At 65.7% G+C, this 26,475-nt stretch carries 21 protein-coding genes; 13 read left to right on the forward strand and 8 right to left on the reverse strand.

Features of this window, described 5'->3' with window-relative positions:
- Entirely contained in the window at window positions 1–528 is a 528-nt protein-coding gene (locus ACN0YL_RS05940; protein ID WP_417490372.1) for a CC0125/CC1285 family lipoprotein, read from the reverse strand.
- Window positions 529–657: 129 nt separating this feature from the next.
- Here ACN0YL_RS05940 and ACN0YL_RS05945 point away from each other — a divergent pair, with 129 nt between their 5' ends.
- Window positions 658–1,044, forward strand: coding sequence for a hypothetical protein (locus tag ACN0YL_RS05945; protein WP_417490373.1), 387 nt, complete (start codon window positions 658–660; stop codon window positions 1,042–1,044).
- A 32-nt stretch (window positions 1,045–1,076) separates the two neighbouring features.
- Here the strand turns inward: ACN0YL_RS05945 and ACN0YL_RS05950 are convergent, their stop codons facing one another.
- Window positions 1,077–2,399, reverse strand: a complete 1,323-nt coding sequence (locus ACN0YL_RS05950) for a tetratricopeptide repeat protein (protein WP_417490374.1) — start codon at window positions 2,397–2,399, stop codon at window positions 1,077–1,079.
- Window positions 2,400–2,506: 107 nt separating this feature from the next.
- The gene (gene dapF / locus ACN0YL_RS05955; RefSeq protein WP_417490375.1) at window positions 2,507–3,325 is read right to left on the reverse strand and encodes a diaminopimelate epimerase; all 819 of its coding nucleotides are present in this window, start codon (window positions 3,323–3,325) and stop codon (window positions 2,507–2,509) included.
- 175 nt (window positions 3,326–3,500) lie between these two features.
- Between dapF and ACN0YL_RS05960 the strand changes: the two genes are divergently transcribed.
- Window positions 3,501–5,630: a prolyl oligopeptidase family serine peptidase gene (locus ACN0YL_RS05960; protein WP_417490376.1), complete on the forward strand. Its 2,130-nt coding sequence runs from the start codon at window positions 3,501–3,503 to the stop codon at window positions 5,628–5,630.
- A gap of 68 nt (window positions 5,631–5,698) precedes the next feature.
- Here the strand turns inward: ACN0YL_RS05960 and ACN0YL_RS05965 are convergent, their stop codons facing one another.
- From ACN0YL_RS05965 to ACN0YL_RS05975, 3 genes are all read right to left on the reverse strand, one after another.
- A complete protein-coding gene (locus ACN0YL_RS05965) occupies window positions 5,699–6,238 on the reverse strand; it encodes a DUF1254 domain-containing protein (RefSeq protein ID WP_417490377.1) in 540 nt (179 codons plus the stop codon).
- Window positions 6,238–6,807, reverse strand: coding sequence for a DUF1214 domain-containing protein (locus ACN0YL_RS05970; RefSeq protein ID WP_417497341.1), 570 nt, complete (start codon window positions 6,805–6,807; stop codon window positions 6,238–6,240). Before ACN0YL_RS05970 ends, ACN0YL_RS05965 begins: the two co-directional genes overlap by 1 nt.
- Window positions 6,808–6,893: 86 nt before the next feature.
- Window positions 6,894–8,591 carry a hypothetical protein gene (locus ACN0YL_RS05975; protein ID WP_417497342.1) on the reverse strand — a complete coding sequence of 566 codons (1,698 nt, stop codon included), beginning with the start codon at window positions 8,589–8,591 and terminating at the stop codon, window positions 6,894–6,896.
- A 168-nt stretch (window positions 8,592–8,759) separates the two neighbouring features.
- Here ACN0YL_RS05975 and ACN0YL_RS05980 point away from each other — a divergent pair, with 168 nt between their 5' ends.
- From ACN0YL_RS05980 to ACN0YL_RS05995, 4 genes are all read left to right on the forward strand, one after another.
- Window positions 8,760–9,470: a response regulator transcription factor gene (locus tag ACN0YL_RS05980; RefSeq protein WP_417467749.1), complete on the forward strand. Its 711-nt coding sequence runs from the start codon at window positions 8,760–8,762 to the stop codon at window positions 9,468–9,470.
- A gap of 10 nt (window positions 9,471–9,480) precedes the next feature.
- The gene (locus tag ACN0YL_RS05985; protein WP_417490380.1) at window positions 9,481–11,103 is read left to right on the forward strand and encodes a stimulus-sensing domain-containing protein; all 1,623 of its coding nucleotides are present in this window, start codon (window positions 9,481–9,483) and stop codon (window positions 11,101–11,103) included.
- 67 nt (window positions 11,104–11,170) lie between these two features.
- A complete protein-coding gene (locus tag ACN0YL_RS05990; protein ID WP_417467747.1) occupies window positions 11,171–11,578 on the forward strand; it encodes a PTS sugar transporter subunit IIA in 408 nt (135 codons plus the stop codon).
- Window positions 11,575–11,850 (forward strand): HPr family phosphocarrier protein, encoded by a 276-nt coding sequence (locus ACN0YL_RS05995; RefSeq protein WP_417467746.1) that lies wholly within the window; start codon window positions 11,575–11,577, stop codon window positions 11,848–11,850. The genes ACN0YL_RS05990 and ACN0YL_RS05995 overlap by 4 nt, the downstream gene beginning before the upstream one ends.
- Window positions 11,851–11,873: 23 nt before the next feature.
- Here the strand turns inward: ACN0YL_RS05995 and ACN0YL_RS06000 are convergent, their stop codons facing one another.
- Complete coding sequence (locus ACN0YL_RS06000; RefSeq protein ID WP_417497343.1) at window positions 11,874–13,733, reverse strand: hypothetical protein; 1,860 nt, start codon at window positions 13,731–13,733, stop codon at window positions 11,874–11,876.
- A gap of 228 nt (window positions 13,734–13,961) precedes the next feature.
- Here ACN0YL_RS06000 and ACN0YL_RS06005 point away from each other — a divergent pair, with 228 nt between their 5' ends.
- Complete coding sequence (locus ACN0YL_RS06005) at window positions 13,962–14,405, forward strand: TonB family protein (RefSeq protein ID WP_417490382.1); 444 nt, start codon at window positions 13,962–13,964, stop codon at window positions 14,403–14,405.
- A 202-nt stretch (window positions 14,406–14,607) separates the two neighbouring features.
- Entirely contained in the window at window positions 14,608–17,091 is a 2,484-nt protein-coding gene (locus tag ACN0YL_RS06010) for an ATP-binding protein (protein WP_417497344.1), read from the forward strand.
- Between the two features lie 28 nt (window positions 17,092–17,119).
- Here ACN0YL_RS06010 and ACN0YL_RS06015 read toward each other — a convergent pair whose 3' ends face one another.
- Window positions 17,120–17,440: a 2Fe-2S iron-sulfur cluster-binding protein gene (locus tag ACN0YL_RS06015; protein WP_417467741.1), complete on the reverse strand. Its 321-nt coding sequence runs from the start codon at window positions 17,438–17,440 to the stop codon at window positions 17,120–17,122.
- A 104-nt stretch (window positions 17,441–17,544) separates the two neighbouring features.
- Between ACN0YL_RS06015 and tsaE the strand changes: the two genes are divergently transcribed.
- Genes tsaE through addA form a run of 5 tightly spaced genes read left to right on the forward strand, consistent with a single transcriptional unit; the run spans window position 17,545 to window position 26,416 of the window.
- Window positions 17,545–18,012, forward strand: a complete 468-nt coding sequence (tsaE, locus tag ACN0YL_RS06020) for a tRNA (adenosine(37)-N6)-threonylcarbamoyltransferase complex ATPase subunit type 1 TsaE (RefSeq protein WP_417497345.1) — start codon at window positions 17,545–17,547, stop codon at window positions 18,010–18,012.
- The gene (locus tag ACN0YL_RS06025; protein ID WP_417497346.1) at window positions 17,999–19,099 is read left to right on the forward strand and encodes an aminoglycoside phosphotransferase family protein; all 1,101 of its coding nucleotides are present in this window, start codon (window positions 17,999–18,001) and stop codon (window positions 19,097–19,099) included. Before tsaE ends, ACN0YL_RS06025 begins: the two co-directional genes overlap by 14 nt.
- Window positions 19,096–19,809 (forward strand): nucleotidyltransferase family protein, encoded by a 714-nt coding sequence (locus tag ACN0YL_RS06030; RefSeq protein ID WP_417497347.1) that lies wholly within the window; start codon window positions 19,096–19,098, stop codon window positions 19,807–19,809. The genes ACN0YL_RS06025 and ACN0YL_RS06030 overlap by 4 nt, the downstream gene beginning before the upstream one ends.
- Window positions 19,806–22,868, forward strand: a complete 3,063-nt coding sequence (addB, locus tag ACN0YL_RS06035) for a double-strand break repair protein AddB (RefSeq protein ID WP_417497348.1) — start codon at window positions 19,806–19,808, stop codon at window positions 22,866–22,868. Before ACN0YL_RS06030 ends, addB begins: the two co-directional genes overlap by 4 nt.
- On the forward strand, window positions 22,865–26,416 hold the full coding sequence (addA, locus tag ACN0YL_RS06040) for a double-strand break repair helicase AddA (RefSeq protein ID WP_417497349.1): 3,552 nt from the start codon (window positions 22,865–22,867) through the stop codon (window positions 26,414–26,416). The genes addB and addA overlap by 4 nt, the downstream gene beginning before the upstream one ends.
- Window positions 26,417–26,475: the final 59 nt, after the last annotated feature.

Raw genomic sequence — 26,475 nt, forward strand, 5'->3', positions numbered from 1 at the left:
TCAGCCCGCTTCCGGCCTGACGATCTGCGGCCCCAGATTGGTCATCACCTCGCGTGCGTCGAAGGCATTGGCGTCATCGGGCTTGCTGCCATGGCCGAGCACGATTTCGGCACTGGCCTCATAGCGGGTGATTTCGCGGTAATTGATGTCGTTCCAGAACGGATCGCCACCCCCGTACCAGCCGGCCCGCGGATGGTAATACCGGTAGTGGAGGCCGAAACCGGGCCGGTAGAACGGGTCCCGGCCGGAGCCGACAATCCGCGTTTCGGCGTCGGTGACGCGTTGCGCGACGATGAAATGATCGAAGCCGCGCTCCAGCGTCAGCTCGGCGGCGCGGTAGAGGAAATAGGTCTCGACAGTTTCCCGGTCGGTCAGTGAATTGCCACTGAATGACACCCGGAACCGGTTGGACTCGATCTGGCTTTCCTGGAACCCCCACTGATCACCCGCAGCCGCCTGGTAGGGCGTCGGGGTGGCGCAGGCTGTGAGGATGGAAAGTCCGGCGAGGGCGATGAGGAGGCGTTTCATGAGCTTGTCCTTGGTCAGTTTCCCGATCGGGATTCATCAATTATGACTCGTCTTGGCCAGTTTGTAAGGGCCGAATCGAAATCGGTATCGGGCGGGCCTGTTTCAAGGCGAGGGAGTTTATGTCGCACCATGTCGGGACTCTGCACCAGAGCGATGTTCAAACAGGCGACGGTTGCGCTTGTCCTGGTGCTCGGCGGCCCGGCCATGGTTTCGGCAGAGCGTCCGGGTGAAGCCGCAGGCCGGCTCACGACCGTCTGCGCCGCACGCGGACATCCCGATGAGGCCTGCCAGTGCCTGTCCCGCGAAGCGGGATCGCGCTTTGGCCTTGATCAGCTCGAACACATTGCTGACGCGCTGGAAGCCGGCGAGAGGCTCCTCGAAGCCGGTGATCGCATGCGCCGGGCCGGCATGCCCGAGAGCGAAGTCGCCAGTATCATAGACCGGCTCCACACGGCCGAAGTCGTCATCCAGCAAACCTGTGGCGCCTCCATCTTCGAGCCCGCTGCAGACAATTAGGCCCGCAAACGCCCGCGCCCGTGCCTGATCCGTCAGGGCAGCTGGAATTGCAGGATAACCGTCGCCGGGCGCGGATCGTCGGGAACAGACCCATCCTCTGGAAATAGCGGCCAGGCGGCATTGGCGACCAGCCAGCCGCGGCCATCAGCCAGGTCGATCAGGGTCGGCTCCGTATCGCCCGCCATGTCGCGATGGCCACGCAGGATGACATCGACATTGGCGACAGCGCGTCCCGTGGCATCGAGATCTATGGCCATGACCTGATGCGGCGAGACGCCATTGCGCACGGCGATCAGCCGCCCGTCCCGTGTGTTGAGGAAGCCATCAATCCCGATCAGGCTCTCATCGCCGGGCCGAACCAGCGAGGCGCTGTGATCGCCCAGATCGATCCGCCAGATCCCCATGGCATAGTCGGCGACATAAAGCGCACCGTGAGCCAGCGCGAGGCCCTGCAGGCTGACGAAGCGCGGATCCTCGACCAGCAATTCGAGCTGTCCGGAGAGCGAGTCGAGCACATAGATGCGCGGCGCGGCACTGTCGGAAACGTAGACAATGCCGTCCCGCACGACGAAATCGCCAAGACGTTCGGCCCCCTCGATTTCATAACGGCGATAGAGGTCGCCCGTGGTCATGTCGAAGGCGAACAGGGCGGTGCCGCTGTCCTCGTCGGCCGCCATCGGCGTTTGTGGCACGACACCGGACGTCGCCCAGACCATGCGGCTGCGGTCATCGACGGCGATCCCGAATACCGACCACAGCCCGTCCTCGCGGTCGGCAAACACTTCCGGCGTGTTCGGCGCGAAAGGTTCGAGCATCAGGATTTCGCGCCCGGCGACCGAGGACAGGAAGATCCGGTCGGTCTCGATATCGACCGCGACGCCTTCGATCAGCGCGTCGGGCCGCTCGATCCGGGCGGCCCGCTCGGCCTGGCCGGCCGGAGCCAGATTGGCATCCAGTTGCCGGGTGATAGCGGCGAAGCGTTCGCTGTCGGCGCTCGCAAGCCAGTCGGCCTCGCCAGTTGTGTCATAGTAAAGTCCGGCCGCGGCGATGCGTTCCAGCACGTCGAGCGCATCCTCCGGCCGTTCGGCTTGCTCGGCCACCCGGTAAAGTCCGCGCAGGATGGCGGGGTGGCCCGGCTTGAGATCAAGAGCCGACTCGAGCATGCGCCGTGCGCTCTCGTAATCATCGCTGCGCAAGGCAGTGTTGGCGCCGGCAAACAATTCCATCGCGATGCTCTGGGGCGTTGGCGTGGCAGGTCCGGCATCCGCACTGGTCTGGGCGAGGGCGGGCAGGGTGACCAGCGCCGCCAGCCCTGTCGCTGCCAGGAAATTCCGGATGGAGATAAACTTGCCCATGAACACGCCTTCTGGTCTGTGCCGCCGCGCGAGAGAGGCGGCGAAGTAACTGGATAATATAAGGATAAGTCTGGCCCGAAAGTTACATTTGCGACAACAGCCGGTGTTCAGAGATCGAGTTCGATCTCGCCCTGGTCCTCGACCGGACCGGTGAGAATGACATGGCCGTCGCTTTCGCGCCATTCGACAAACAACTCGCCGCCATCGGCGGTGATGGATGCGCGCCGTCCGGCGAGACCGCGGCGGTGGGCCGCAACCAGCGCGGCGCAGGCCCCGGTGCCGCAGGCCGGCGTCAGCCCGGCCCCGCGCTCCCAGACGCGCAGGCGGATATGCTCGGGGTCGAGAATCTGGGCGAAGCCGGCATTGACGCGTTCCGGGAAGACCGGATCGTACTCCACCTCCCGCCCGAGCCTTTCAACCGGCAGGCTTTCGACATCGCGCACGAAGAAGACGGCATGGGGATTGCCCATATTCACCGCTCCGGGATTCTCGATCCGGACGCCATCGACCTCGGTGCAAAAGTCGAGGCTGACCGTATCCATCTCGCGCGCCAGCGGAATGTCGCGCCAGTCGAGCCGGGGCGGGCCCATATCGACGCTGACCTCATGGCCCGGCGTGCGGCTGGCCAGCAGCACGCCCGCGGCCGTGTCGAGGGCGATCCGGTCGCCGGCACCGTTTTCCATCATCCGCCATGCGGCAGCGCGTGTCCCATTGCCGCAGGCGCCGACCTCGTCGCCATCGGAATTCCAGATACGCATGAAGGCATCGGCGCGGCCCGACTTCTCCAGCACCAGGAGCTGGTCAAAGGCCCAGCGCTGCGCCCATGCGCGAATCCGGGCGGCATCAATGCGGGTCGGCGATGGCCTGTCACGCGCATCGGCAAGGATGAAGGCATTACCGGCGCCATTGATCAATCGTGCTTTCATCCTGTTGCGATAGCGCCGAGACGGCTTTACGTCCAGCATCAGACCGGGCTTTACTGCGCCGCAAATCGGCAGAAGGAATTCAGCGATGCGTTCAATGACGAGCAAGTTGATGGCGGCGGCAGGAGCATTGCTGCTGGCAGCGTGCACCCAGCCGGCCGTGGACAATGGAGACAGCGTGACCCCTGAGACCCCCGCCGCCGGAACCGGCCGGCAGATCGTCCAGATCGATCCGGAAAACGATCCACGCCTCTGGCTGGAGGAGGTCGAGGGCGAGCCAGCCCTCGCCTGGGTCGAGGAACAGAATGAGCGGACCTTCGACCGGTTGCAGGGCGATCCGCGCTATCAGGGCATGTTTGACGAGGCGCTGGCGATCTATCAGAGCGAGGACCGCATCCCGCACGGTGCCTTCTACGGCGGCTATGTCTGGAATTTCTGGCGGGATGCGACCCATTCCCATGGACTGTGGCGTCGCACGACGATGGAAAGCTACGTCACCGAGACGCCGGAATGGGACATTATTCTCGATCTCGACGTCCTGTCGGAAGCGGAGGGCCGGAACTGGATCTGGCGCGGCGCCAATTGCCTCGGGCCGGATTACGAGCGCTGTATGCTCACCCTGTCCGATGGCGGCACCGATGCCGCCGTGCGGCGGGAATTCTCGATCCCGGCCCGTGATTTTGTCGCTGGCGGCTTCGAGACGCCGGAAGCCAAGGGCGGCGTCAGCTGGGTCGATGCCGACACGCTGCTGGTCGGTCTGGCGACGAGCGAGGCCGATACCACCGAGTCCGGCTACCCGTCCGTCGCCTATCGCTGGCAGCGCGGTACAGAGCTGGCGGACGCGACCGAGGTGGTGCGCGGCGACCGGTCCGATGTCGGCCTGTTCAGCTTCCGCGTCGAGGATTTCGACGGCACCGTCTATATGATGGCCTCCCAGGCGGTCACTTTTTACGATACCACTTGGTGGTATTTGCCCGATGAGGCTGCGCCGGTGCAGCTGCCATTGCCGGCGAAGTCCTCGCTCCAGGATATTTTCCATGGCCAGCTGGTCTTCACCATCGAGGAAGACTGGACGCCGGTCGAGGGCGGCGAAAGCTTCACCCAGGGCTCGCTGCTATCATTCGACATGGCGGAATTTGCCGCGAGTGGAGAATTGCCCACCGTGCACACCGTCTATGTTCCGCGGGGGCGGCAATCGCTTGGCGGCATGGGGGCGACGCGGACGGCCTTCCTCGTCGAGATCGACGAGAATGTCGTTGGCGGGCTGGAGGCCTTCCATTTTGACAATAGCGCCTGGACCTCCGAGACGATCCCGGTTCCGGCCAATCTGACGATCGGGCTCGGCAGCACCAACAGCCATGAAGACCTCGCCTTCATCAGCGCGGAAGGCTTCCTGACCCCGGATACGCTGTCGCTGGTCAACTCCGCCGAAATGACGGTCGAGCCGATCAAATCCATGCCGGCACGTTTCGATGCCGAGGGCCTGATCGTCGAACAGCGTGAAGCCGCGTCAACCGACGGTGTGATGATCCCGTATTTCGTCGTCCGCCGCGAAGACACCGTGATGGATGGCACGACCCCAACCCTGCTCTACGCCTATGGCGGTTTCCAGGTCTCGATCCGGCCGGGCTATTCCGGCGTCGACGGCCGCCTGTGGCTGGAGAATGGCGGTGCCTATGTCGTCGCCAATATCCGCGGCGGCGGTGAGTTCGGGCCGGCCTGGCACCAGGCGGGCCTGAAGATGAAGCGGCAGATCATCTATGATGATCTGATCGCGGTGGCGGAGAACCTCGCCGAGACCGGCCTGACATCGCCGCGTCACCTCGCAGTCTATGGCCGTTCAAATGGCGGCCTGTTGACCGGTGTGATGTATACCCAACGCCCTGACCTGTGGAATGCGGTCGTGTCTGGCGTGCCGCTGCTCGACATGCTGCGCTACAATCAGCTGCTGGCCGGCAATTCCTGGATGGGTGAATATGGCGATCCGGCCGATCCGGACGAAGGCGCCTTCCTGCGCTCGATCTCGCCCTATCACAATGTCGATGCCAACGGGGAATACCCGGAAATCTTCCTCTACACCTCGACCCTGGATGACCGGGTTCATCCGGGCCATGCGCGCAAGATGGCGCACTTGCTCTCCGAGGTCGGGCATTCCTATCTCTATTACGAGAATACGGCCGGCGGTCATGCCGGCGCGGCCAACCTGGCCGAGAATGCCCTGCGGGATGCCCTGTTCTACACCTTCCTGACCCAGAAACTGGTGGATCCGGACGATCCGGCAAGCGATGCCGCAGCATCGCCGGAATAGTTCGGCCCTGCCTGTTTGACGCGAGACCCCGGAGCCTGGCTCCGGGGTTTTTCGTTGGCGATGTGCGGTCAGCGTGGCTGGATCTCGCACAGGAAGCTGCGGCGACCGGCATCGGCCTCGGCAAGCCGGGACGGGTCCTCGACGATCCGGCGGTAAAGCACCAGGCCGGTATCGCTCGGGCTCCGGACCGGGATGGCGCCATCCGGTTCGGCCATGCTGCCGGGCCGGTCAAGCCAGATGGCTGCCGACCGACCCTGGCTCGCGGCCCGGTCGCGGTCACTCAGCGTGAAGATATTGTTGGTGCGCGCATCATACAGGCTGATGGAGGCATAACTGCCATCCTGAGGCCATTGTGCCTGGACCAGCAGCGGGCCGGTGGACAGGTCGAAGGGGCAGATCGAATACAGGATGTCCGGGCTGGGCCGGACCACCCCGCGGCTCGTTTCGGTCACCGGCGGGGCGTGGGTCACAGCGTTGAGAGCAGCGCCGCCGGCCAGGATGCGGTCCATGGCCCGTGCCATGATGAAGTCCGGCACCCGGTCCAGGGTCATCCAGAAGCCGAGCATGCCGGCCAGCAGTGCGGCGGCGAGGGGAAGCAACCAGCGCATCAACCCATGCCCCCGCAGGACAGGCGCTCGATCACCGGCAGGGCAGCGAGGGTCGGATCCTCACGGATCGCATCGGCGGGTTGATACAGGCGCAGCGTGAGGGCGAACTGGCCGCCATTGCGCGAACTGATCCAGTGGGGCGCACTGTCAGGCCGGGTCGCGGCAATCATGATGGTCATCGCATCCCCGGCGCCGGGCGCGGCCTGTTCTGCCGTGATCGAGGCGGCCTGGTCGCCATTGACGGCGAGATAGTCATCTGCGGCATAGAGGGTCAGACTCCACCAGCGCGTATCGGGCCGGCGTTCAAGGCTGACGCGATAGGAGCAATCCTCACGCAGCCTACGGCCGGCATCGTCGGTGGTGGCGTTGAAATAGACCGTTTCAGACCGGCTCAGTGCCAGCAGGCCGCGCCGGGCGATGACGGCGCGCAGGACCGGTGAGGCATCAGGCGCCCCGATCAGGAGATTGGTGCGCCAGGGTCCCGCCTGGGCACCGCCAATTTCAAGCGGACCGAAAACGAGCAGCAAGGCCAGCGCGCTGCCGCCCGCCAGTCCTGCCAGAGTCGCCAATCCGGTTCTGATCCACATGCGGTGAGACTAGGGGCGGTGCAGCGGCTTGAAAAGCCTGAGACCCCGCGCGCGGGTATGGTCAGACATCAGGCGGCTTTCGCACGGGGCGCCAGCTGGACCAGCATGGTCTGGATCTGCTTCAGCTTGGCCTTGCCCTCGGCGGTCGCAGCCTCGCTGGCGCCGGCTGCGGATTTCAGGTGCCGCAGCGCGCGGGCCTGCGCATCCTGCGCGCACTGGCCGGCCGGCAAGGCACCGGCAGTGGCCAGACGAAGCAGTCCTGTGGCCTTGTCGAGTGCCGGGCGATCACCGGCTTCAACGGCGTTGAGAATCTTGCTCTCATCAATGATTTTCATGCCCAGCGCGTCGATCGCGCTCGCCAATTCCGCTTTCTCACGAGCGGGATAGTGGCCCTTGAGCACGCGGCGTTGATGCGCTGTCAGCGAGGCGAGCCGTTCCAGCGGCTTGCCCGGGCCGCGCAGATACCATCCGAGAACTGTCTGTGAACCGAGCAGGCCCTGAACAAAGCCGGCGAGTTTCTGCTTGTTCGTCTCGCCGACAATATTCTCCTCGAGCGCGAGCAAACGCTCGACTTCCTCGTCCGGGTCGCGCGCGTGTTTCAGTAATTCATCGATCGTTTCCGGGTGCAGCAGGCGCGCGGATCGTGCCGCGAAGGCCTTGATCAGGGCGTCGGTCGGCAGAAGGGAGTCGGGGCTCATGACCAGTTTCTGCGCCAGTTCCCGCGCCAGGCGGAGTTCTTCGGAGAGGCTGCTCGGGCGCAGGCGTTTCGGGCGCTCCAGTTCTGCCAGCAGGGCTTTGGCAATGACACTGCGGCAGGCGTCCACTTCGCTCTTGCCGATATAACGCGCCATGCGCTTGCACACACCCGGCGCGTAGTTGATGGCTTCGGCCCCCGGATCACCGTCGAACAGACAGGTCAGCCGCTCGAGCATTTCACCCGAATCCCGGCATTGTCCGAGCAGCGCGGTCATGCCGGCATCGAAGCTGATGACTTCGGCCGCATAATTGTCGATTTCCGCCAGGGCGAAGTCGCGAACCGGACCCTCGGCGCCGAGCTTGTCGGCCATGTCCATCAGGGCGTCGAGCTTGTCGCCATATTTCCTGGCGGACTTCAGGCGGTTCGCCATGGCTGCGCGCAAGAGATAGGCGCGCTGGTCGCCGGCATGGATCTCGCTGGCAATGTCCTTGAACGGCTTGGAATCCGGATAGTCCGGCAGGCGCTGGGCGCGGGCATCCTGGTAGATGCGCGTCAGGGCCATCTGGACCAGCTCGTTGAGCTGTTTCACATAGCCGTGCACATCGGCATCGCTGTCGCGGGCGCTGGCGATGGCGACTTTCTGGACGGCGCCCTGCAGATCGGTGCCGGAGGCTTCCAGCTTCTCGACCAGATCCGGCCGGTGCAGCAATTCCATCGGCAGCGCCTGCAAGCGCTCGAACCAGGCCGTGAGCACGCGACGGATCGTGTCACGCGCGTGCGGTTTCGACAGGTCTTCCGGCGAGAGGCAGGGCAGGCTGGCGGTCCCGTCCTTTTCCTCGTCGGCAGCGAACTTCTCGGCGCCAAGCTCGCAGATCGGGACCGAGCGGAAGGTGCGCGCGTCCTCGTCATAGACTTCCTTGGTGACGCGAACCGAGCCGGTCTTGTTCTTGGCGAAGACACCGTGGGCCAGCCGGATCGCCGCCTCGCGGTCGTCCTGCGCTTCAAACAGGGTCCACGGGGCCTTGCGGTTTTTCTTCAGGAAGACTTCGAAATGTGTATCGGCAGCCATAATCACCCCCGGTGAATAGCGGTCGAGACTGGCCCAATAGGCTTAAAAGCATATGAACCCGGCGCATTCAGGCGGTTCCTGCTTGGCGTGCGGGCCATGCCGCGTCTATTCTGCCGCTCGAACGGAAATATTCAGCTTCCGGTTCGCGGTGCAATGGGCGGAGATGGCATGGCTACAATAGCGCTCGTCGATGACGACGAGAACATCATTACCTCGGTCTCGATCTTTCTTGAGGGCGAGGGCTATAATGTCCGGACCTATAATGACGGTGCCTCTGCGCTGGTTGCGCTGACCGAGGATCCGCCGGACCTGGGAATCTTCGACATCAAGATGCCACGCATGGACGGCCTCGAGCTTTTGCGCCGCCTGCGGCAATCCTCGAACCTGCCGGTCATCTTCCTGACATCGAAAGATGACGAGTTCGACGAGGCACTCGGGCTCAATCTCGGTGCCGATGACTATATCGCGAAACCCTTCTCGCAGCGCTTGCTCGGCGAGCGCGTCAAGGCGGTACTGCGCCGCGCCCGTCTGGCGTCGGAGCCCCTGACGCTGACCAGTGGCGAGCCGGGCGACAGCAAGCCGCTGGACCGGGGCAAGCTCTTGCTCGATTCCAATCGCCATGCCTGTTCCTGGGTCGGCGAGCCGGTCCGGCTGACCGTGACGGAATTCCTGATTCTGCAGGCGCTGGCGACACGGCCGGGCTATGTGAAGAGCCGCGACAATCTGATGGACGCCGCCTACGACGACCAGGTCTATGTCGATGACCGTACCATCGACAGCCACATCAAACGGATCCGCAAGAAGTTCCGCGAAGTCGACAAGGAATTCGATTCCATCGAGACTCTCTATGGCGTGGGCTACCGGTATAAGGAAGATTGACGTCGCCGATATGCGCGAGACCGTCCGGCGAACACGCGCCATCCTGCGTGGGCTGACGCCCCGGGCGTCGTCGCGTCTGGCACAGCTCATCCTGGTGGCCAATTTTGTCGCCCTGGGTGTGCTGGTCGTCGGCATGCTGGCGCTGACTGAAACGCGACGGGGCCTGGTCAATGCCAAGCTCGATTCACTGCGTAGCCAGGGCGAATTAATCGCCAATGTGCTGGCCGAGGGGGCGTCGGACGGGTTTCCGGCGCCTGCTCTGCGCAATGATGACGCCCGCGCCCTGCTGCGGCAACTCTATGTGCCGGCCGAAGCACGTGTCCTTGTCTTCGACAAGGGCGCGACCCTTGTGGCCGACAGCCATCTTCTGGCCGATGTGTTTGAAACCTCCGAATTGCCGCCCGCCGGCACCGCCCCCGCCGGCGATGACGAGACCGCAGGCAATCTGCCCGGACGTCTGCTCGACGGTTTTGCCGATATCCTGCGCTCTCCCGAAGAACGCGCCGCGCTGAACCGGGATCTGCGCGACGAGGTTCGCCAGGCGATCGCCGGCGGGATTATCGCCGGCGTGCGGCGTGAGCCCGATGGTCGCCGCGTCGTCTCGGTCTCGATCCCGATCCAGCCGGTCCGGGCGGTTGTCGGGGTGGTGACGATCGAATCCTATGACCTCGACCGGCTGATCGAAGCCGATCGCCGCGCCCTCTTGCCCTTCATCCTGATCGCCGCGCTGGTGACCGGCATGTCGTCGCTGGCGCTGACCGTCTTCATTGCCCGGCCGATCCGGCGGCTGGCGCGCGCCGCGCACGAGGCCCGGCGCGCTGGTGGCCGGCGGGTCAAGATGCCGGATCTGAGGGCGCGCAAGGATGAGATCGGGGAGCTCGGCGTCGCGCTCTCGGAAATGACCGATGCCCTGTATGACCGCCTCGACGCCATCGAAAGCTTCGCCGCCGATGTGGCTCACGAGCTGAAAAACCCGCTCACTTCCATCCGTTCCGCCGCCGAGACCCTGCCCAAGGCCCGGGATGATGTCCGCCGCGACCGCCTGCTGGCTGTCATCACCGCCGATGTCGCCCGGCTGGACCGGTTGATCACCGATATTTCCCGTGCGTCTCGGGTCGATGCCGAGCTGGCGCGCGAGGATGTGGCGCCGTTTGATCTTGGCGGGCTGCTCGAGAGCCTCACCGAAGCCTATAATGACACACCTGCGAGCACGGTGCCGGTCCTGTTCGAGCGCCAGGTTCGGGACAGTCATGTGCTCGGGCGCGAAGGGCCGTTGGGGCAGGTCTTCCGCAACCTGATCGACAATGCCATCACCTTCAGCCCGGCCGGTGGCAAGGTTTATGTGACGGCGACGCGCGGCCAGCGTGAGTCGAAGCCCACCCTGGTCATCACGGTCGATGATGACGGGCCGGGCATCCCGGCGGAGAATCTCGAAGCGGTATTCGAGCGCTTCTATACCGAGCGCCCGACCGGTGCGGCTTTCGGGACCCATTCCGGCCTCGGCCTGGCAATTTCCCGGCAGATCATCAAGGCCCATGGCGGCCGTATCACCGCCAGCAACAGGCTTGATGCGACAGGCGCCTGTCTCGGTGCGCGCTTCACCGTCGAACTGCCCGCGGCGCCGCAACACTGACAATGAAGCTGCTTGTGTTGCAAAAAGACGCTTCCCCGATGAGCCAAGCCGCGATTAGATGCATCGCATGATAGGAGTTGTCGTCGTCAGTCATGGCCGTTTGGCCGATGAATTCGTGGCCGCCACAGAGCATGTGGTCGGTCCGATGGATGCGTTTCTGGCTGTCTGCATTGGTCCCGACGACGATATGGAAAAGCGCCGGAATGATATCCGGCAGGCGATTGCCGATGCCGATCGGGGTGAGGGCGTGCTGGTCCTGACCGACATGTTTGGCGGCACACCGTCAAATCTGGCGATTTCCCTGCTCGAGGCCGGCAAGGTCGAGATCATTGCCGGCGTCAATCTGCCGATGCTGATCAAGTTGGCCGAGGCCCGCTCGCGCGCCGATCTCGATAGTCTGGCCCGGATGGGCGAGGATGCCGGCAAGCGCTATATCGCCATTGCATCGAATGTCCTGGAAGGCTCCGGCAAGTGAGTGTTGCCGAGCGCCGCGTGACGATCTGCAATAATCGCGGCCTGCACGCCCGTGCGGCGGCGAAATTCGTCGAGCTGGCCCAGGGCTATGACGCGGTGATCCACGTCTCGCGCGATGGCGAGACCGTGAACGCCGATTCCATCATGGAATTGTTGATGCTGGCCGCGGGCAAGGGCTCCGAAATCGGGATCGAGGCCTCCGGCAGCCAGGCCGACGAGGTCGCCGACGCACTGGCGGCCCTGGTTGAGGCCGGCTTCCACGAGGACGACTGATCCGGTGCGGCGAGGGTTCGCCGCTAGCCTGCCTTGTCCGGATCAACTTCAACTTCAGGCGCGCCGGGTGCGAAATCGCCGCTGGCGCTTTCCATCATCGGATCATGATCATCATCAATCATCGGATCCTCGATCGCGGCCGCGGTGACGGACGCTTCGGCATCGTCAGCGGCTTCCGCTGAGACTTCACCGGGCTCTGCTTCTGCGGCGACATCCTGCGGAGCCGGGCTGGCGTTGATGATCCCGGCAGGCTCGTCTGCAGGCGTGTCACCCATTTCGCCGGCCGGCATCGGGGCCAGGGCTTCGGCAGCCGGTGTTGCGGCCATCAGCTCCGGCGTGGCCGGCTCCGGATCTGCGCTGGCAGGGGCTTCGGTCTCGGCAGGCGGTGCCGGCATCGGTGGTGGAGCGGCCACCGCCATCGTGCGGTCGTCGTCCAGCAGGCTGGCTGTGCCTGCATCGGCTTCGGCACTCAGCCCCGCGCGCTCGCTATCACTGATCGCGGCGGCGGCAGCCACCGCTTCCAGGCTCGGCAGGTCATCTTCGGATTCGATGTCGCTGTCGGCCGCGTCAGCTGATTGATCGCCCGCCTCGGCGTCGGCGTCCGTTCCAGCTTCCGCCTCCGCTTCAGGGGCGGCATCGGCGGCGGGCTCAGCGTCGTCCAGGGCCTCGTCCGATTCTTCTGCTGCAGGCTCCGCGCTCACGGCCGCAACCGGCTCGACCTCGGCCTCGACATCCGATGAGGTCTCGGCGTCGGTTGCAGTTTCAATTTCGGCCGATGCGGCGGTTTCGTCATCGCCGTTTTCATCAGCGGCAACTTCGCCATTCGCGGCGCTCCCGGCGGTATCGGTATCGGTAGCCTCGGCGTCCGCAGGGTCGATCTCATCTGCGGCCACGGCCTCGGGCTCGGCATCATCCCCGGCTTCAGCGGCAGGCTCATCGCCTTCGGCAACAGCTGAGGCCGTCGCGATCGCGGTCGCGGCGACAGCGGCAGCCAGCGGTTCCGGTGCGATGCTCGCCGCGCGGGCCGTTTCGGAGCTGCGGACGCCCTCCTCGGGCGGGTGGCTCAGAACATACTCAGCCAGGCGCTCGACGCGGGCATTGAAGCGGCCGCCATCGCGGACCCGGTTGATGAAGCCGCCAATGACGAACAACAATACGGAGCCGCCGATCATCAGCAGTGTTGCGACCGGGCTGGAGAGAATGGCGCCGGACACGACGCACAGCAGTGCCAGGGCCGGCACATAGAGCAGGCGCCAGGAACGCGCGAAAAACGTGACCAGTGCGAGAATCGCGACGCCGGTAACCAGGCCCCACTCGGTCAGCTGGTTCATGGGCACCACGCCAAGGGCGGCAATACCGTCGAACAGGCCCGATGGCAGTGCCGTTTCCAGCCGCCAGCTGGCGAGGCCCGGCATGCGTGCACCCAGTTCGGCATAGAGGTCAAAGGCCGGCACGCCCGTCATCATCGCGCCGTTCACCTCGGTGAGGAAGCTGTGCAGGGCCGGCCAGGCGGCGGCCACTGCGACCAGCGCCAGCGCCAGGACCGACAGCCACCAGTTCAGCGTTCGTGTCACGCCGGAACGGGCCAGGATCGATGTCGCATCCGGTGCGGCCCGCATCCAGACATTGCGCGAATGATTGATGATGGCGACCGGGCGCGAGCGCCGGCTGGGACCGGACTGGACCCGCAAGACGGTCGCGGTATCGCCGGCGGCGAGGGCGCTGGTACGTTCGATCAGGCGGATGTCGTGGACAACGCCGTCACCATCGGTCACGCGGCCTGTGCCGGCATCGGAGTTGGAGACTTCTCCGGAAACGGTGATGAAATCGATCCGGCGTGAACCGAATGACTGTCCGGCATGAGCAGTGGGCAACAACGACATAACGCAACGCACCTTGTAAAACGCCTGGCGGACAGGGTTTTGTACCAATCCGGGCCAGTCAATGGTAACTTTCGATTAATCCTACAAGTTCGGTGCCGGAATTAGAACCATCGAAATGATGAAGTTTATATTGGGTGTGAAAAGTGGTGCGCGCTGCCCCGGCTTCCGTGGGCGACCTTGCTGCGCGTGCGATTTGCTTCGGGCCTGCTGCGCGCTAGCTTGTCGGCCATGATCCGTTCTCTGCTCGTCCTGATTTGCCTGTCTCTCGCCGGTTGCGCCGGCCTGCCCGGCGGGCTGTTGCCGTCAGCGCCGCAACGCGCGCCGTTCCGGCCCGTCGATGTCTATCCGACACCGCCCAATGTCGACCGGCTGATCGGTCCCGAAGATTGCCGGGGCTCGACCCTGGCTGCGGTCTCGGCGCCGACACCTGTCTATCCCGCCGGGCAATATGCCAACGGGCGTCAGGGCTGGGTCGTGGTGCGCTTTCACGTCTATTCGGACGGCAGCGTTCACCGCGCCCGGATTGCCCGCGCCGTGCCGGGCGGTGCCTTCAGCCGGGCTGCATTGAGGGCGGTTTCAAGCTGGCGTTTCAGGCCACTCGACGGGGTCGATATCCTGCAAAACTGCGTCGTGATGTTCGAATTTCGCGCTGGTGAAGTGCAAATCCGCTGATCGGGACACGCAGTCGGCCGCGCCGGCTATCCCCGGCAATTTCCGCATTGTGCACGGATATTATTCGCGGTTTTGCGCGCGCCTGATAAGTTATTAAGAGTTTTGCGGCGCCGGGCATCGCCCGCGAGTCCCCGCACCGTTATCATGGTGATTCGTGCAGGCCTCGAAACATGGGGTAGATGCCTGCCACAGGGCGAGATTGATGACCGGACAGACCTTCCAGATCGTGACCCTGATCGTCACACTCGGCGCTGTGGCCTTTGCCTTCGCGACCGGGATGTGGGCCTACCGGCTGACAGCGGGCGCGCGTGCAGCCCAGACTTTATGGCGCCGGCGGACCTCGGAACTGGAAGACAAGATTGCCCGCGCCGACAGTGTGTTTGGCGCGCATCCGGGCCTGGTTCTGGTCTGGGACGAGCCGCCTTTTGATGAAGCCGAATCGGGCTGGGGCCATCCACGCATTTTCGGATCGCCGGTCGCACTGGCTTCACTCCTGCGCTTTGCCGAGGCCAGCGATGGTCCTGATCCGGCCAGCACGCTGATGGAAGGGCTCGCCGATTACGAGGCTCGGTCGGCCGGCGGGGACGAGACGACCCTGCGTTTGCGCTTTCAGGAATTGATGCGGCAGGGAAGCCCGTTTTCGCTGACGATTTTAGGGCCTGGCGGCCGGTTTCTCGAAGTTGATGGCCGCGCCGCCGGCACCCAGCTCGTGGTCTGGCTATCGGACTCCACCATTCGCGGTCTCGAGGAATCCGGCGCCCGGGGCCGGGTGGAGGAGGCGCAGCGCCTGGTCAGCAAGGACCCGCTCGCCTTCCTCGACATGCTCGGTCGTGCGCCCTTCCCCGCCTGGCGCATGAATGCGACCGGCCGGCTGGAATGGGCCAACCAGGCCTATGTGAACGCCGTCGATGCCGAGCATGTCGACCAGGTGCTGCAAAAGCAGACAACGCTGGATGCCGGCATGGCCGAACAGGCCGCGCGGGCAACCGCCAAGGCCGATGTTGTCGGCGATACCCGGGTGGTGGTGGTCGGCGGCCGGCGGCGGTCCATGCAGTTTCTTGTTTTCCCGGTCTCCGGTGGTGCTGCCGGTTTCGCGCTGGACGTCACCGAGGGCGAGGAGGCCAAGGCCGATCTGTCGCGGTTTCGCCGCGCCCATGACGAGACCCTCAATCACATGGCCGAGGCGGTGGTCGTGTTCGACCGTTCCAAGCGCACAGCCTTTCACAACACGGCGTTCTCCAAATTGTTCAAGCTCGACGAGGCCTGGCTCAATGACCGGCCCGGTCACGGCCAGCTGCTCGATCGCATGCGTGAAAAACGCCTCCTGCCGGAACAGGCCGATTTCTCGGCGTGGAAGGCCCAGGAGCTGGCGCGCTATGAGGCGGCGCCGGGCGATGAGACCCCGGACGAATTATGGCCGGTCCCCGATGGGCGGACGCTGCGCGTCGCGCGCCAGCGCCACCCGCTTGGCGGCTTGATGCTGATCTTCGAGGACAAGACCGACGAGCTGGCGCTGCGGGCCCGCTACAACACACTGATCAATGTCCAGCGCGCCACGCTCGACAAGCTGCACGAGGCCGTCGCGGTGTTCGGCGCCAATGGCCGGCTTCAACTCAACAACAATGCTTTCGAGCAATTATGGGGCTTCGACCCTGACGAGCTCGACGGCCAACCGGATTTCGAGGCCGTGGCCGAAACCTGCGCCACCCTGTTTGCCGATGACCGTGTCTGGAACGATATCCGTGCCCGCGTCACCGATCCGAGCCCGCAGGCGCGCAAACAGGTCACCGGCGAGATGCACCGCTCCGACGAACGCGTGCTGACCTATCTGACGCGGCCATTGCCCGATGGTGCGACCCTGATCTGTTGGGATGATGTCACCGACAGCCGCCGCATCGAGGAAGCGCTGCGCGAGCGCGCCGAGGCGCTGGAGACATCGGAGCGGATCAAGACGGAATTCGTCGAACATGTGAGCTATCAATTGCGCACGCCACTGACGACGATTGGCGGCTATGCCGACCTGCTGGCTCAGGGCTTTGCCGGCGAGCTGACCGATCGGCAGAAGGAGCCGATGGCGGCAATCCAGTCGGCATCATCGCATCTGGCCAAGCTGATCGATGATATTCTCGATATTGCCGCGATCGATGCCGGCCAGTTCGAACTCGACCTCGGTGATGTCGATCTGGAGGAGGTGGTCCGCGAGGCCGCCGAGCTGGTCGCGGCCCGGGCCGATCATAATGCGATCAAGCTGGATGTGCGCGTTGATGGCGATGTCGGCCTGCTGCGTGCCGACCGCAACCGTCTCAAACAGGTCGCGATGAACCTGCTGTCCAACGCGCTGCGCCATGTGCAGGCCGGCGGAAGCATCACGATTGGCGCGCGCCGTGAGGGCGATCAGTTGACGCTTTGGGTCAATGACAATGGTGAGGGGATCGCGCCCGAGAAGCAGGCCAGCGTGTTTGACCGCTTCGCCCGCGGCGAACGCGGCGGTGCCGGTCTCGGTCTGGCGCTGGTGAAGGATATCGCCCAGCTGCATGGCGGCTGGGTCGAGCTCAAGTCAGAACCCGGCGAGGGCACGCTGGTGGCCTGCCATCTGCCGGCCGAGGCGCGCAGCCGGGCGACGCCAAAGGAACTCGACCTCAAGGGCGTGACGCAGGACGATTCCCGGATGGTGACCGACAGCTAGCTGCGACGCCTGTTCCGGTGCCGGTGTCTCAGCCCTGGTGTTCGGGCATCCGCACGATCAGTCCATCGAGATCTTCGGTAACCTTGATCTGGCAGGAGAGCCGCGAGGTCTCGGTGACGCCGTCGGCGAAATCGAGCATCGACTCTTCCATCGCCTCGCGCGAACCGGTCTTTTCGAACCAGGCGGGATCGACGTAAACATGACAGGTTGCGCAGGCACAGGCACCGCCACAATCGGCATCAATGCCGGGAATGGTGTTACGAATGGCCCCTTCCATCACCGTCAGGCCGGGTGCGACCTCGATGCTGTGCTCGGTTCCATTGTGTTCAATATAGGTAATCTTGGCCATGCGACGCTCCGGTTCTGTGCCTTGGAAATGAACAGCGTTCACCGCGATGTCAAGATTGCGCCTCACCGCTTGCCGTCGCCGCCCGGCTTCGTTATGCGCGAAGCATGAGCCAATCGCCACCACTCATCCTGTCCGATATCGCCGCGACCGCGGCGCTGGGACATCGCCTCGCGGCGGCCTTGCGGGCGGGCGATGTCGTGTGCCTGGCTGGTGATCTGGGTGCGGGCAAGACCACCCTGGCGCGCCAGGTCATCGCCGATCTGTGCGGCATTGATGATGCGCCCAGCCCCACCTACACCATCGTGCAGGTGTACGAGACGGCGGATTCGGTTCCGCTCTGGCATGTCGATCTCTACCGAATCGATGAGCCCGGCGAGCTGGAACAGCTCGGGCTTGAGGATGCCTTCGACGAGGCCATCACGCTGATTGAATGGCCGGAGCGCCTGGGCGCCGCCATGCCCGCTGACCGGCTGGAAATTTCCATAGCCATGGCGGGCACAGGCGTGGAGACTGTCCGCGAAGCCCGGATAACAGGGTTCGGAAACTGGGAGAGCCGAGTTGACGCAATCTGATCGCGACGCTGCGCGAGCACGCTTTCTGGACAAGGCCGGATGGGGCGATGCCGAAGTCATGGCCTTGCCGGGCGACGCCTCGACGCGGCGCTATTTCCGCCTGTCAGGTCCGGATCAGCAGGCGATGCTGATGGACGCGCCCCTGCGGGCCGAGGCCCCGACCTGTCCGGAAAACGCGACGGCGCAGGAGCGGGCGGCGCTCGGCTATAATGCCCAGGCCCGGTTGGCCGGCTCCAATCCGATCGCCTTCGCGGGACTGGCCACGGCGCTGGTCGAGCGCGGCTTCTCCGCGCCGCGCATTCTGGCGAGCGATACCGGTCAGGGTTTCCTCCTGCTCGAGGACCTCGGGGATGCCCTGTTTGCCCGCCTCGTGCCGGGACAGATGCATGAGGGACGGCTCTATGCCGAGGCGGTCGATGCCCTCGCGGCGCTCTATCGCGCCTCCTTCCCCGACCGGGTCGGGTTCGACAATCAGAGCTGGCCAATCCTGTCCTATGACGAGGTCGCGCTGGGTGCCGAGATCGAGCTGTTTCTGGACTGGTATGTGGCCCGCCATGCCGGGCTGGAAATCGATGCTGCCGCCCGCGCCGAATGGTCGTCGATCTGGAGCCGCGCCTTTCAACGGCTCGACTCTTGCGCGCCTGGCCTGGTGCTGCGCGACTTTCACGCCGAGAACCTGATCTATTTGCCCGGGCGCGAAGGGCCTGCCCGCGTTGGCCTGCTTGATTTCCAGGACGCCCTGATGGGGCATCCGGCCTATGATCTGGTCTCCCTGATCGAGGACGCCCGGCGCAGCGTTGACCGTAATCTGGCGGTGCCCCTGAAGGCGCGTTTTGTCGAGAAGGCCGGGCTTGGCGACGCCGCCGGATTCGATGCCGCCTACGCCGTGCTCGGCGCCCAGCGCAATGCCAAGATCCTCGGCATTTTCGTCCGTCTCGCCCTGCGCGATGGCAAGCAGCGCTATCTCGATCTCCTGCCACGCGTTGCCCGGCATTATGTCGGCAACCTGCAGCATCCGGCCCTGCTGCCGCTGTTGATGTGGACCAAGACCCATACGCCGTGCGTTTTCGCGGAAGCGCACAAATGATCCGGATCGACACCGGCATGGCGCTTGCGGCCGGGCTTGGCACCCGGATGCGCCCGCTCACCAATGACCGTCCCAAGGCATTGGTCGAGGTTGGTGGCAAGGCCCTGCTCGACTGGGCCCTCGACCGTTTCCAGGCCGCCGGAGTCACGCGGACCATCATCAATGTGCATCACTTCGCCGACGCGATGCAGGCGCATATCGAGGCGCATCCGCGCGCTACGGCGCTGACGGTGTCCGATGAACGCGCCGAGGTGCTGGAAACCGGCGGCGGTGTGGTCAAGGCCCTGCCCCTGCTGGGCGAGGACCCGGTCTTCATCTCCAATATCGATGCCATCTGGGTCGATGGCGCCGAGGCCGAGCTCGATCGCATGCGCGCGGCCTGGGATGGTGACCGCATGGACGTTTTACTGTTGCTCGCGCCGATGGCGGCGACACTGGGCTTTGACGGTGCCGGCGACTTCTTCCTGGGTGAGGATGGCCGCATCGCCTGGCGCGGCGAGGCGGCGCGTGCGCCCTTCGCCTATGCCGGGGTGCAGATCATGAAGCCGTCCATCATGGCCGGCCGGCCGGCGGCACGTTTCTCGATGACCGAGGTCTGGCGCGATCTGGTGCCGAAGGGCCGCGTTTATGGTCTGCCGATGCAGAGTTTCTGGATGCATGTTGGCGATCCGCAGGCGGTAAAAGCCGCCGAGGCGCGGCTGGCGCGTTGAGCGAGAGCCTGTTCGATACGCCGGCCCCGCGCCTCTTCACCCTGCCGCCCCAGGCGGACTTCCTGCGCTCCATTGCCCGCCGCCTGCGGCTGCAATTCAATGTTGATACCCATCCCGACGCACTGACGCGGGTGCTGATCCTGACCCCGACGCGGCGTGCCGCCAAGGCGCTGGGCGATGCCTTCTCCGCAGAGGCCGGCAATGGTGTCGCGCTCTTGCCGATGATCCGGCCGCTCGGCGATATCGATGTCGACGACCCGCCCTTCGAGCCGGGCGAGCTGGCCGGTATCGCTCCGCCAGCCGTGTCCGCCTCACGCCGCCGTTTCGAGCTGGCGCGATTGATCCTGGCCAAAGAAGAGGCGCTGGGTCGCGAGATCGGCATTGGCGGCGCCCTTGCCCTGGCCGAACCGCTCGGGGCCCTGCTTGATGATCTGGCGACCGAGGACGTGAAGGATTTCTCCGTCCTTGATGAGGCGCTGCAGGAACATTTGCCGGCCGACCGGCGCGAGGCGGTGGAATTCCTCAATATCGTTGGCACGATCTGGCCGATGCGGCTGGAGGAGCTCGGCCTGGTCGACAGTGCCGCGCGCCGCTCCATCGTGCTTGGCGCCCTGGTCGAACGCTGGCAGACGCAGCCGCCGGCGCATCCGGTTCTGGTGGTCGGCTCGACCGGCTCGATCCCGGCGGCGCGTGACGTGATGCGCTGCGTTGCGATGCTAGAACAGGGCGCGGTTGTGTTGCCCGGCTTCGACTGGGATGCCGATGATGCCGCCTGGGACAAGATCGATGACGCCCACCCGCAATGGGCGATGCGCGACTTTGTCGACACGCTGGGCGTTGAGCGGCGCGAGGTGCAACAATGGCCCGGTTCCGCCGAGAAAGCGCCGGCGCGGGCGCGGCGGCGCGTGATCGCGGAATCGCTGCGCCCGGCGGAAGTCACCGATGGCTGGCTGGGCCGGGTCGAGCGTCTGGCCGAGGAGTTTGGCGCGGATTTCTTCGCCCGCGGCCTTGATGGCCTCTCCCTGGTCGAGGCGCCCGATCTGCTGGCCGAGGCGCGCATCTGCGCCCTGCTGCTGCGCGAGACGCTCGAGACCCCGGACAAGACCGCCATCCTGGTCACCCCGGATCGTGGTCTGGCGCGCCGGGTTGCGGCCGAGATGGAGAAGTTCGGGGTCCGGCTGGACGATTCCGGTGGTGCGGCGCTGTCGGAAACCCATGCCGGGGCCTTCCTGCTGCGACTGCTCGATGTCGCCGAGGACCCGGGCAGTGTCGTGGCGCTGTCGGCCTTGTGGGGCTCGCCGCTGTTTGCCGCGGGGCTGGAACGCGGCCTGGTGCATGGCGTGCTGGGGAAATTCGAGGCCGAGGCCCTGCGCGGTGTGCGGCCGGGACGGGACCTGGCCTCGGTACGCGCGCGCCTCGATGGCAAATACGTGCAGCTGTTTGATGACGACCGCGCCGCGATTGAAACGATCCTGACGCAGATGGACGCGGCGATGCCGCCGCTCGGAGGCGAGGAGGTTCTGCCCGCCGCTGTCTGGGCCGAGCGCCATGCCCGCGCCGCCGAGGCGCTGGCCGCCACATCCGACCGCGACGGCGCTGTGCGGCTCTGGTCCGGCGAGGGCGGTGAGGCGGCGGCTGGGGTGTTGCGCGAATTGCTCGGCGAGACCGAGAGCCTGCCGCCGATGCGCCTGTTTGATTATGCCGGCGCCTTTCGCGAGCTGGTACGGGCGCGCCGGGTACCGCCGCGTCTCGGCGTGCATCCGCGCCTGCAGGTGCTCGGCCCGCTCGAGGCGCGCTTGATCGGGGCCGACCGGATTGTGCTGGCTGGCCTCAATGAAGGCGTCTGGCCTGCGGGCCTCGGGGTTGATCCCTGGCTCTCGGCCGGCATGCGCAAGGCCCTGAAACTGGGCGCACCGGAACGCCGGCATGGTCTGGCGGCGCATGATTTCGCCCAGCTGGCAGCCGGGGCCGAGGTGTTCTTGACCCGTGCGACCAAGGCCGATGGCGCGCCGACCGTGGCCTCGCGCTGGGTCTGGCGCCTGAAAACCCTGGTGGAAGGGGCGATGGGACGCGAGGCCGCCAGTGCGGCGCTGCGCCCGTCTGTTGATTATTCCGCCATCGCCCGTGACCTCAACGCGCAGGGCTGCGCGCCGAAACCGGCGCCGAAACCGGCGCCACGTCCACCGGTCTCGGCGCGGCCACGCGGCCTGTCGATCACCGAAATCCGCACCTGGGTGCGCGATCCCTATTCGATCTATGCCCGCCGCATTCTCGGCATTGACCGGCTCGACCCGGCCGATATGCCGATCGGCGCGCGTGAACGCGGCACGGCGCTCCACAATGCGCTGCATGAGGCCTTCATGGCCTGGAAGGACGTGCTGCCCGAGGACGCGGAAACGCAATTGATCGAGGTTTCGCGGCGGCACCTGGTGATGGCCGGTTTTGCACCTGAGGAGCTGGTGGTCGAGCTGCCACGCTTCGCCCGCGCCGCGCGCTGGCTGGTGGGCTGGGAGCGGGAGCGCCGGGCTGCCGGCATCACCATCGCCGAGCTGGAGATCAAGGGCCATATGACGCTGGATGTGCCCGGTGGTGACTGGGTGCTGACGGGCCGTTCCGATCGGTTTGATCGCCAGGCCGACGGTCGCATCGACATCATCGATTACAAGACCGGAAATGCGGCTTCAGCGAAGGAAGTGGCGGCCGGTTTCGATCCGCAATTGCCGCTCACCGCCGCGATGGCGCGCGAGGCCGGCGTGTTCCCGGACTTCGCCGGAGACCCGGCCGGGCTGTATTATGTGCGCCTTCCCGGCAATGCCGTGGGCGGCGTGGAAACCCGTATCGACAGCACCAAGGCGACCCCGTCCGCGGCCGAGATGGCTGACCAGGCCATCGCCGAATTGCGCGAGTGGATCACTCGTTTCGATACCGAAACGGAACCCTATCTCTCGCAGCCGCGCGCGAAATACGTCAATGATTATGGCGATTACGATCACCTCGCCCGGCGCGGCGAATGGGCCAGTGCGCCCGGTGGCAGCGATGAGGGGGGCGGCGAGACATGAGCGAGCCCGGCTTCGATCCAGTCATCATCAAGAGTGCCACCGCCGAACAGGACCGCGCGGCCGATCCTGCCGCCAGCGTTTTCGTTGAGGCCAACGCCGGCTCGGGCAAGACCCGCGTTCTCGTCAATCGCGTGATCAATCTCCTGCTCGACGAGACCCGGCCGGACCGCATCCTGTGCGTGACCTATACCAAGGCGGCCGCTGCCGAGATGAAGGGACGCCTGTTCGAACGGCTCGGTCAGTGGTCGGTGCTGCCGGACGCAAAGCTCGGCGATGAGCTGGCCAAGCTTGGCCATGACCGGCGCGATCCCGGTTTCCTCGCGACGGCGCGCAAGCTGTTTGCCCTGGCACTGGAAACGCCGGGCGGGCTCAAGATCCAGACGATCCACGCCTTTTGCGAAAACCTGCTGCGGCGCTTCCCGCTCGAGGCCGGCGCACCGCCGGGCTTCAAGACGCTGGACGATGCCGAGGCCGCGAAGGTGGTTGAAGCGGCACGGCGGCGCACGCTGCAGCGACTGGACCGGGACACGGTCGATACGCTGCTGCAGGCCGGTGGCCCCGACGCGCTGGGCAATATCCTGCGCTGGACCCGTTTCAACCGTCACAAGCTCGGCGACGCCCTGGTCCTGGCCGGTGACGCCGCTCAGCTTGTGAACCGGCTGTATGATCTGTTCGATCTGCCGGCGGGCGCCAAATCGGCGGCGCTCAAGGCGCAGACCTGGGCCGAGGCCCCGCATGCGCATCTCGCCGAGGCGGTGATCGCGCTGCGCAATTATGGCAGCAAGACCGATCACACCCGGGCGGCCGCGCTCGAGGCTGCGCTGAACGCGCCCTCGCCCGATCTCGCCTTCGATGCCTGTCTGCCGGCCTATTTCATCACCAATGGCGAAGGCAGCCGGGCCAAATCGCTGATCACCAAGGATTGCGACAAGGCAGCACCGAGCCTCAAGCCCATGCTTGAGGCCGAAGCGGAGCGGTTCGAGCTGGCCCGTGACCGCGTCCGCGCGGCCCGGGTCGCCGAGGCCAGCGCGGCAGGCTTACGCGTCGCAACCCTCTTCCTCGAGGCCTATGACGCTGAGATGCTGCGCCAGCGGGCGCTCGATTTCGATGATCTGGTGGTGCTTTCGGGTCAGCTCCTGAGCCCTGCCAACGCCTTTTCCGGCTGGGTCGGCTACAAGCTCGACGGCCGGCTGGCGCATGCGCTGGTCGATGAGGCCCAGGACACGGCGCCGCGGCAATGGGACATGATCGCCTCGCTGACGGCCGAATTCTTCGCCGGCAAGGGCGCCAATGAGGACAGGCGCACCCTGTTCGTGGTCGGCGACGAAAAACAGTCGATCTATTCCTTCCAGGGCGCCGAGCCGGCCCGCTTTATCGCCGAGGGTGATGCGCTGGGTGAGCGGGCTGAAGCGGTGGACCTGAAATTTGAACGGCCGGGGCTGGATGTCAGCTTCCGCTCGGCACCGGAAATCCTGCACGCAGTGGATCTCGCCTTCGCACCGATTGCGGCCAGCGCGCCGGAGACCAAATTCGTCAATACCGATCCGGCCCGGCCCTTCGCTTTCTACCACAATCACAAGGCGGCGCGCTCGGGCACGCCGGGCTGTGTCGAGTTCTGGCCGGCGGTGCCCAAGCCGGAGGCGGTCGAAGAGACCTCGATCTTCGATCCGGTCGATGCGCCCGGCCGTGGCTCGGCGCGCGATATCCTAGCCCAGACGATTGCCACAGAGATCCGCGCCATGCTCGATCGCGGCGATGCGGTATGGCAGGAGACGGACGGAGGTTTCGAGCGGCGCCCGGTGCAGCCGAAGGATATCGCCATCCTGGTCTGGCGCCGTACCGGCGGGTTTTTCGAGGAAGTGATCCGTCAGCTCAAACTGGCCGGGGTTCCCGTCGCCGGCGCTGACCGCATGGTGCTGCGCGAGCAGACTGTGGTGAAGGATCTGCTGGCGCTGGGGCGGCTGGCGATCACGCCGGGCGATGATCTCGCGCTGGCCGAATTGCTCAAATCGCCCTTTTTCGATCCGGCAAGCAGCACCGTGCCGCCGATTGACGATGCCGCCCTGTTCGATCTCGCTGCCAGCCGACGCAACAGCAATCGCGGCGCCTTGTGGAATGCGCTCTTCACCTCGACCGATCCGCGCTTTGCCGAAGCGAAGGCGGCGCTGACGCGCTGGCGGAACAAGGCCGATAGCGAGGGGTTGTACGACGTCTATTCCGGCTTCCTCAATGAGCGCACCCCGACCGGTGAAAGCCGCTGGGCGCGGGTTCTGGCGCGGCTGGGCGAGGAGGCGCGCGATCCGGCGGAAGTCTTCCTCGGCCGGGCGCTCGAGCATGAGCGCGAGCAGGGCGGCGCCATGGCGAGCTTCATCGCGTCACTGCAGGGCGAGGAGACCCAGCTCAAGCGCGAGATGAGCGCCGACCGCGACGAGGTCCAGGTGATGACGGTTCACGCCTCCAAGGGGCTTGAGCGGCCGGTCATCATCCTGCCCGACACGACGCGTTCGCCGGCCACGGGCAAGGGCGAACCTATCTTCAGCCATCCCGAGGCGGGCCTGATCTGGTCGCAGCGCAAGGCCGAGGACCCGCCAGTGGTCGCCGAGATTCGCGAGCACGCGGCCGCCAAGGTCCAGGCCGAGCATGGCCGTCTGCTTTATGTCGCGCTGACGCGGGCGCGTGACCGGCTGATCGTTTGTGGCTGGCGCCAGGGCAATGGCCCGTCCGGCAGCGTCGCCAAGGACAGCTGGTACACGCAGCTGGCGGCGCAGTGGTCGGGTGCGGACTGGGCGGAGTTTGACACGCCGCTGACGGCCCGTGTTGAGGATATCGGGCCCGGCTTGCGGCTGGGCGAGGCGCCGCTGGCGCTTGGCCCCCATGATCGTGGCGCCGGTGGCGCCGCAGCCGTGCCGGGCTGGGCGATCGAACCGGCGGTGGCCGAGGCGGGCGCGCTGCGTGCCATCGCGCCGTCACGCCTGCTGGCCGGCGATGAAACGGCCGAAGCCGTGGTCTCGCCCCTGCTGGATCCGGGCGGGCACCGGTTCCGCCGCGGCGAGGTGATCCACAAACTGCTCGAGACCCTGCCCGATCTCGAGCCCGGTCGCCGTCGCGATGCGGCGACGCGCTTTGTGGCGGCCCAGCCTGATCTCGACGCTGACGCGCGCCGCATCATTGTCGAGGAAACCCTCGGCATTCTCGCCCATCCCGATTTTGCCGACCTGTTCGGTCCGGGCAGCCGCGCCGAGGTGGCGCTGACGGGCACCGCGCCGGGCCTGCCGCCCGGCACCAAGGTGCGTGGCCAGGTCGACCGGCTGGTGGTGACCGACCAGGAAGTCCTGATTGTCGACTACAAGACCAACCGGCCCCCGCCCGCTGATGTCAGCGGCGTTGCGCGGGTCTATCTCGGCCAGATGGCCGCCTACCGGGCGCTGCTGCGCAGCCTGCATCCGGGCAAGTCGGTGCGTTGCGCCCTGTTGTGGACGGATGCAGCGCGGCTGATGGAGCTGCCGCCAGAGTTGATGGATGAGGCCCTGTCAGGTGCAAACTCTTGACGATTGACCCGGCGCTGCTTACCTCACGCCTCATCCAATGAGTTCGGAACAACCGGACT

This window comes from Maricaulis sp. (assembly GCF_048269565.1).
GTDB lineage: Bacteria > Pseudomonadota > Alphaproteobacteria > Caulobacterales > Maricaulaceae > Maricaulis.

Excerpts from the sequence above, each read along its gene's own strand:
- ACN0YL_RS05950 (WP_417490374.1), bottom strand. The coding sequence starts at position 2,399 with ATGGGCAAGTTTATCTCCATCCGGAATTTCCTGGCAGCGACAGGGCTG.
- ACN0YL_RS06030 (WP_417497347.1), top strand. The coding sequence starts at position 19,096 with ATGATCCGGATCGACACCGGCATGGCGCTTGCGGCCGGGCTTGGCACC.
- ACN0YL_RS05940 (WP_417490372.1), bottom strand. The coding sequence starts at position 528 with ATGAAACGCCTCCTCATCGCCCTCGCCGGACTTTCCATCCTCACAGCC.
- dapF (WP_417490375.1), bottom strand. The coding sequence starts at position 3,325 with ATGAAAGCACGATTGATCAATGGCGCCGGTAATGCCTTCATCCTTGCC.
- ACN0YL_RS05990 (WP_417467747.1), top strand. The coding sequence starts at position 11,171 with ATGATAGGAGTTGTCGTCGTCAGTCATGGCCGTTTGGCCGATGAATTC.
- ACN0YL_RS06010 (WP_417497344.1), top strand. The coding sequence starts at position 14,608 with ATGACCGGACAGACCTTCCAGATCGTGACCCTGATCGTCACACTCGGC.
- ACN0YL_RS05975 (WP_417497342.1), bottom strand. The coding sequence starts at position 8,591 with ATGGCTGCCGATACACATTTCGAAGTCTTCCTGAAGAAAAACCGCAAG.
- ACN0YL_RS05980 (WP_417467749.1), top strand. The coding sequence starts at position 8,760 with ATGGCTACAATAGCGCTCGTCGATGACGACGAGAACATCATTACCTCG.
- ACN0YL_RS05985 (WP_417490380.1), top strand. The coding sequence starts at position 9,481 with ATGCGCGAGACCGTCCGGCGAACACGCGCCATCCTGCGTGGGCTGACG.
- ACN0YL_RS05945 (WP_417490373.1), top strand. The coding sequence starts at position 658 with ATGTCGGGACTCTGCACCAGAGCGATGTTCAAACAGGCGACGGTTGCG.
- addA (WP_417497349.1), top strand. The coding sequence starts at position 22,865 with ATGAGCGAGCCCGGCTTCGATCCAGTCATCATCAAGAGTGCCACCGCC.
- ACN0YL_RS05965 (WP_417490377.1), bottom strand. The coding sequence starts at position 6,238 with ATGCGCTGGTTGCTTCCCCTCGCCGCCGCACTGCTGGCCGGCATGCTC.
- ACN0YL_RS06005 (WP_417490382.1), top strand. The coding sequence starts at position 13,962 with ATGATCCGTTCTCTGCTCGTCCTGATTTGCCTGTCTCTCGCCGGTTGC.
- tsaE (WP_417497345.1), top strand. The coding sequence starts at position 17,545 with ATGAGCCAATCGCCACCACTCATCCTGTCCGATATCGCCGCGACCGCG.
- ACN0YL_RS06015 (WP_417467741.1), bottom strand. The coding sequence starts at position 17,440 with ATGGCCAAGATTACCTATATTGAACACAATGGAACCGAGCACAGCATC.
- ACN0YL_RS06000 (WP_417497343.1), bottom strand. The coding sequence starts at position 13,733 with ATGTCGTTGTTGCCCACTGCTCATGCCGGACAGTCATTCGGTTCACGC.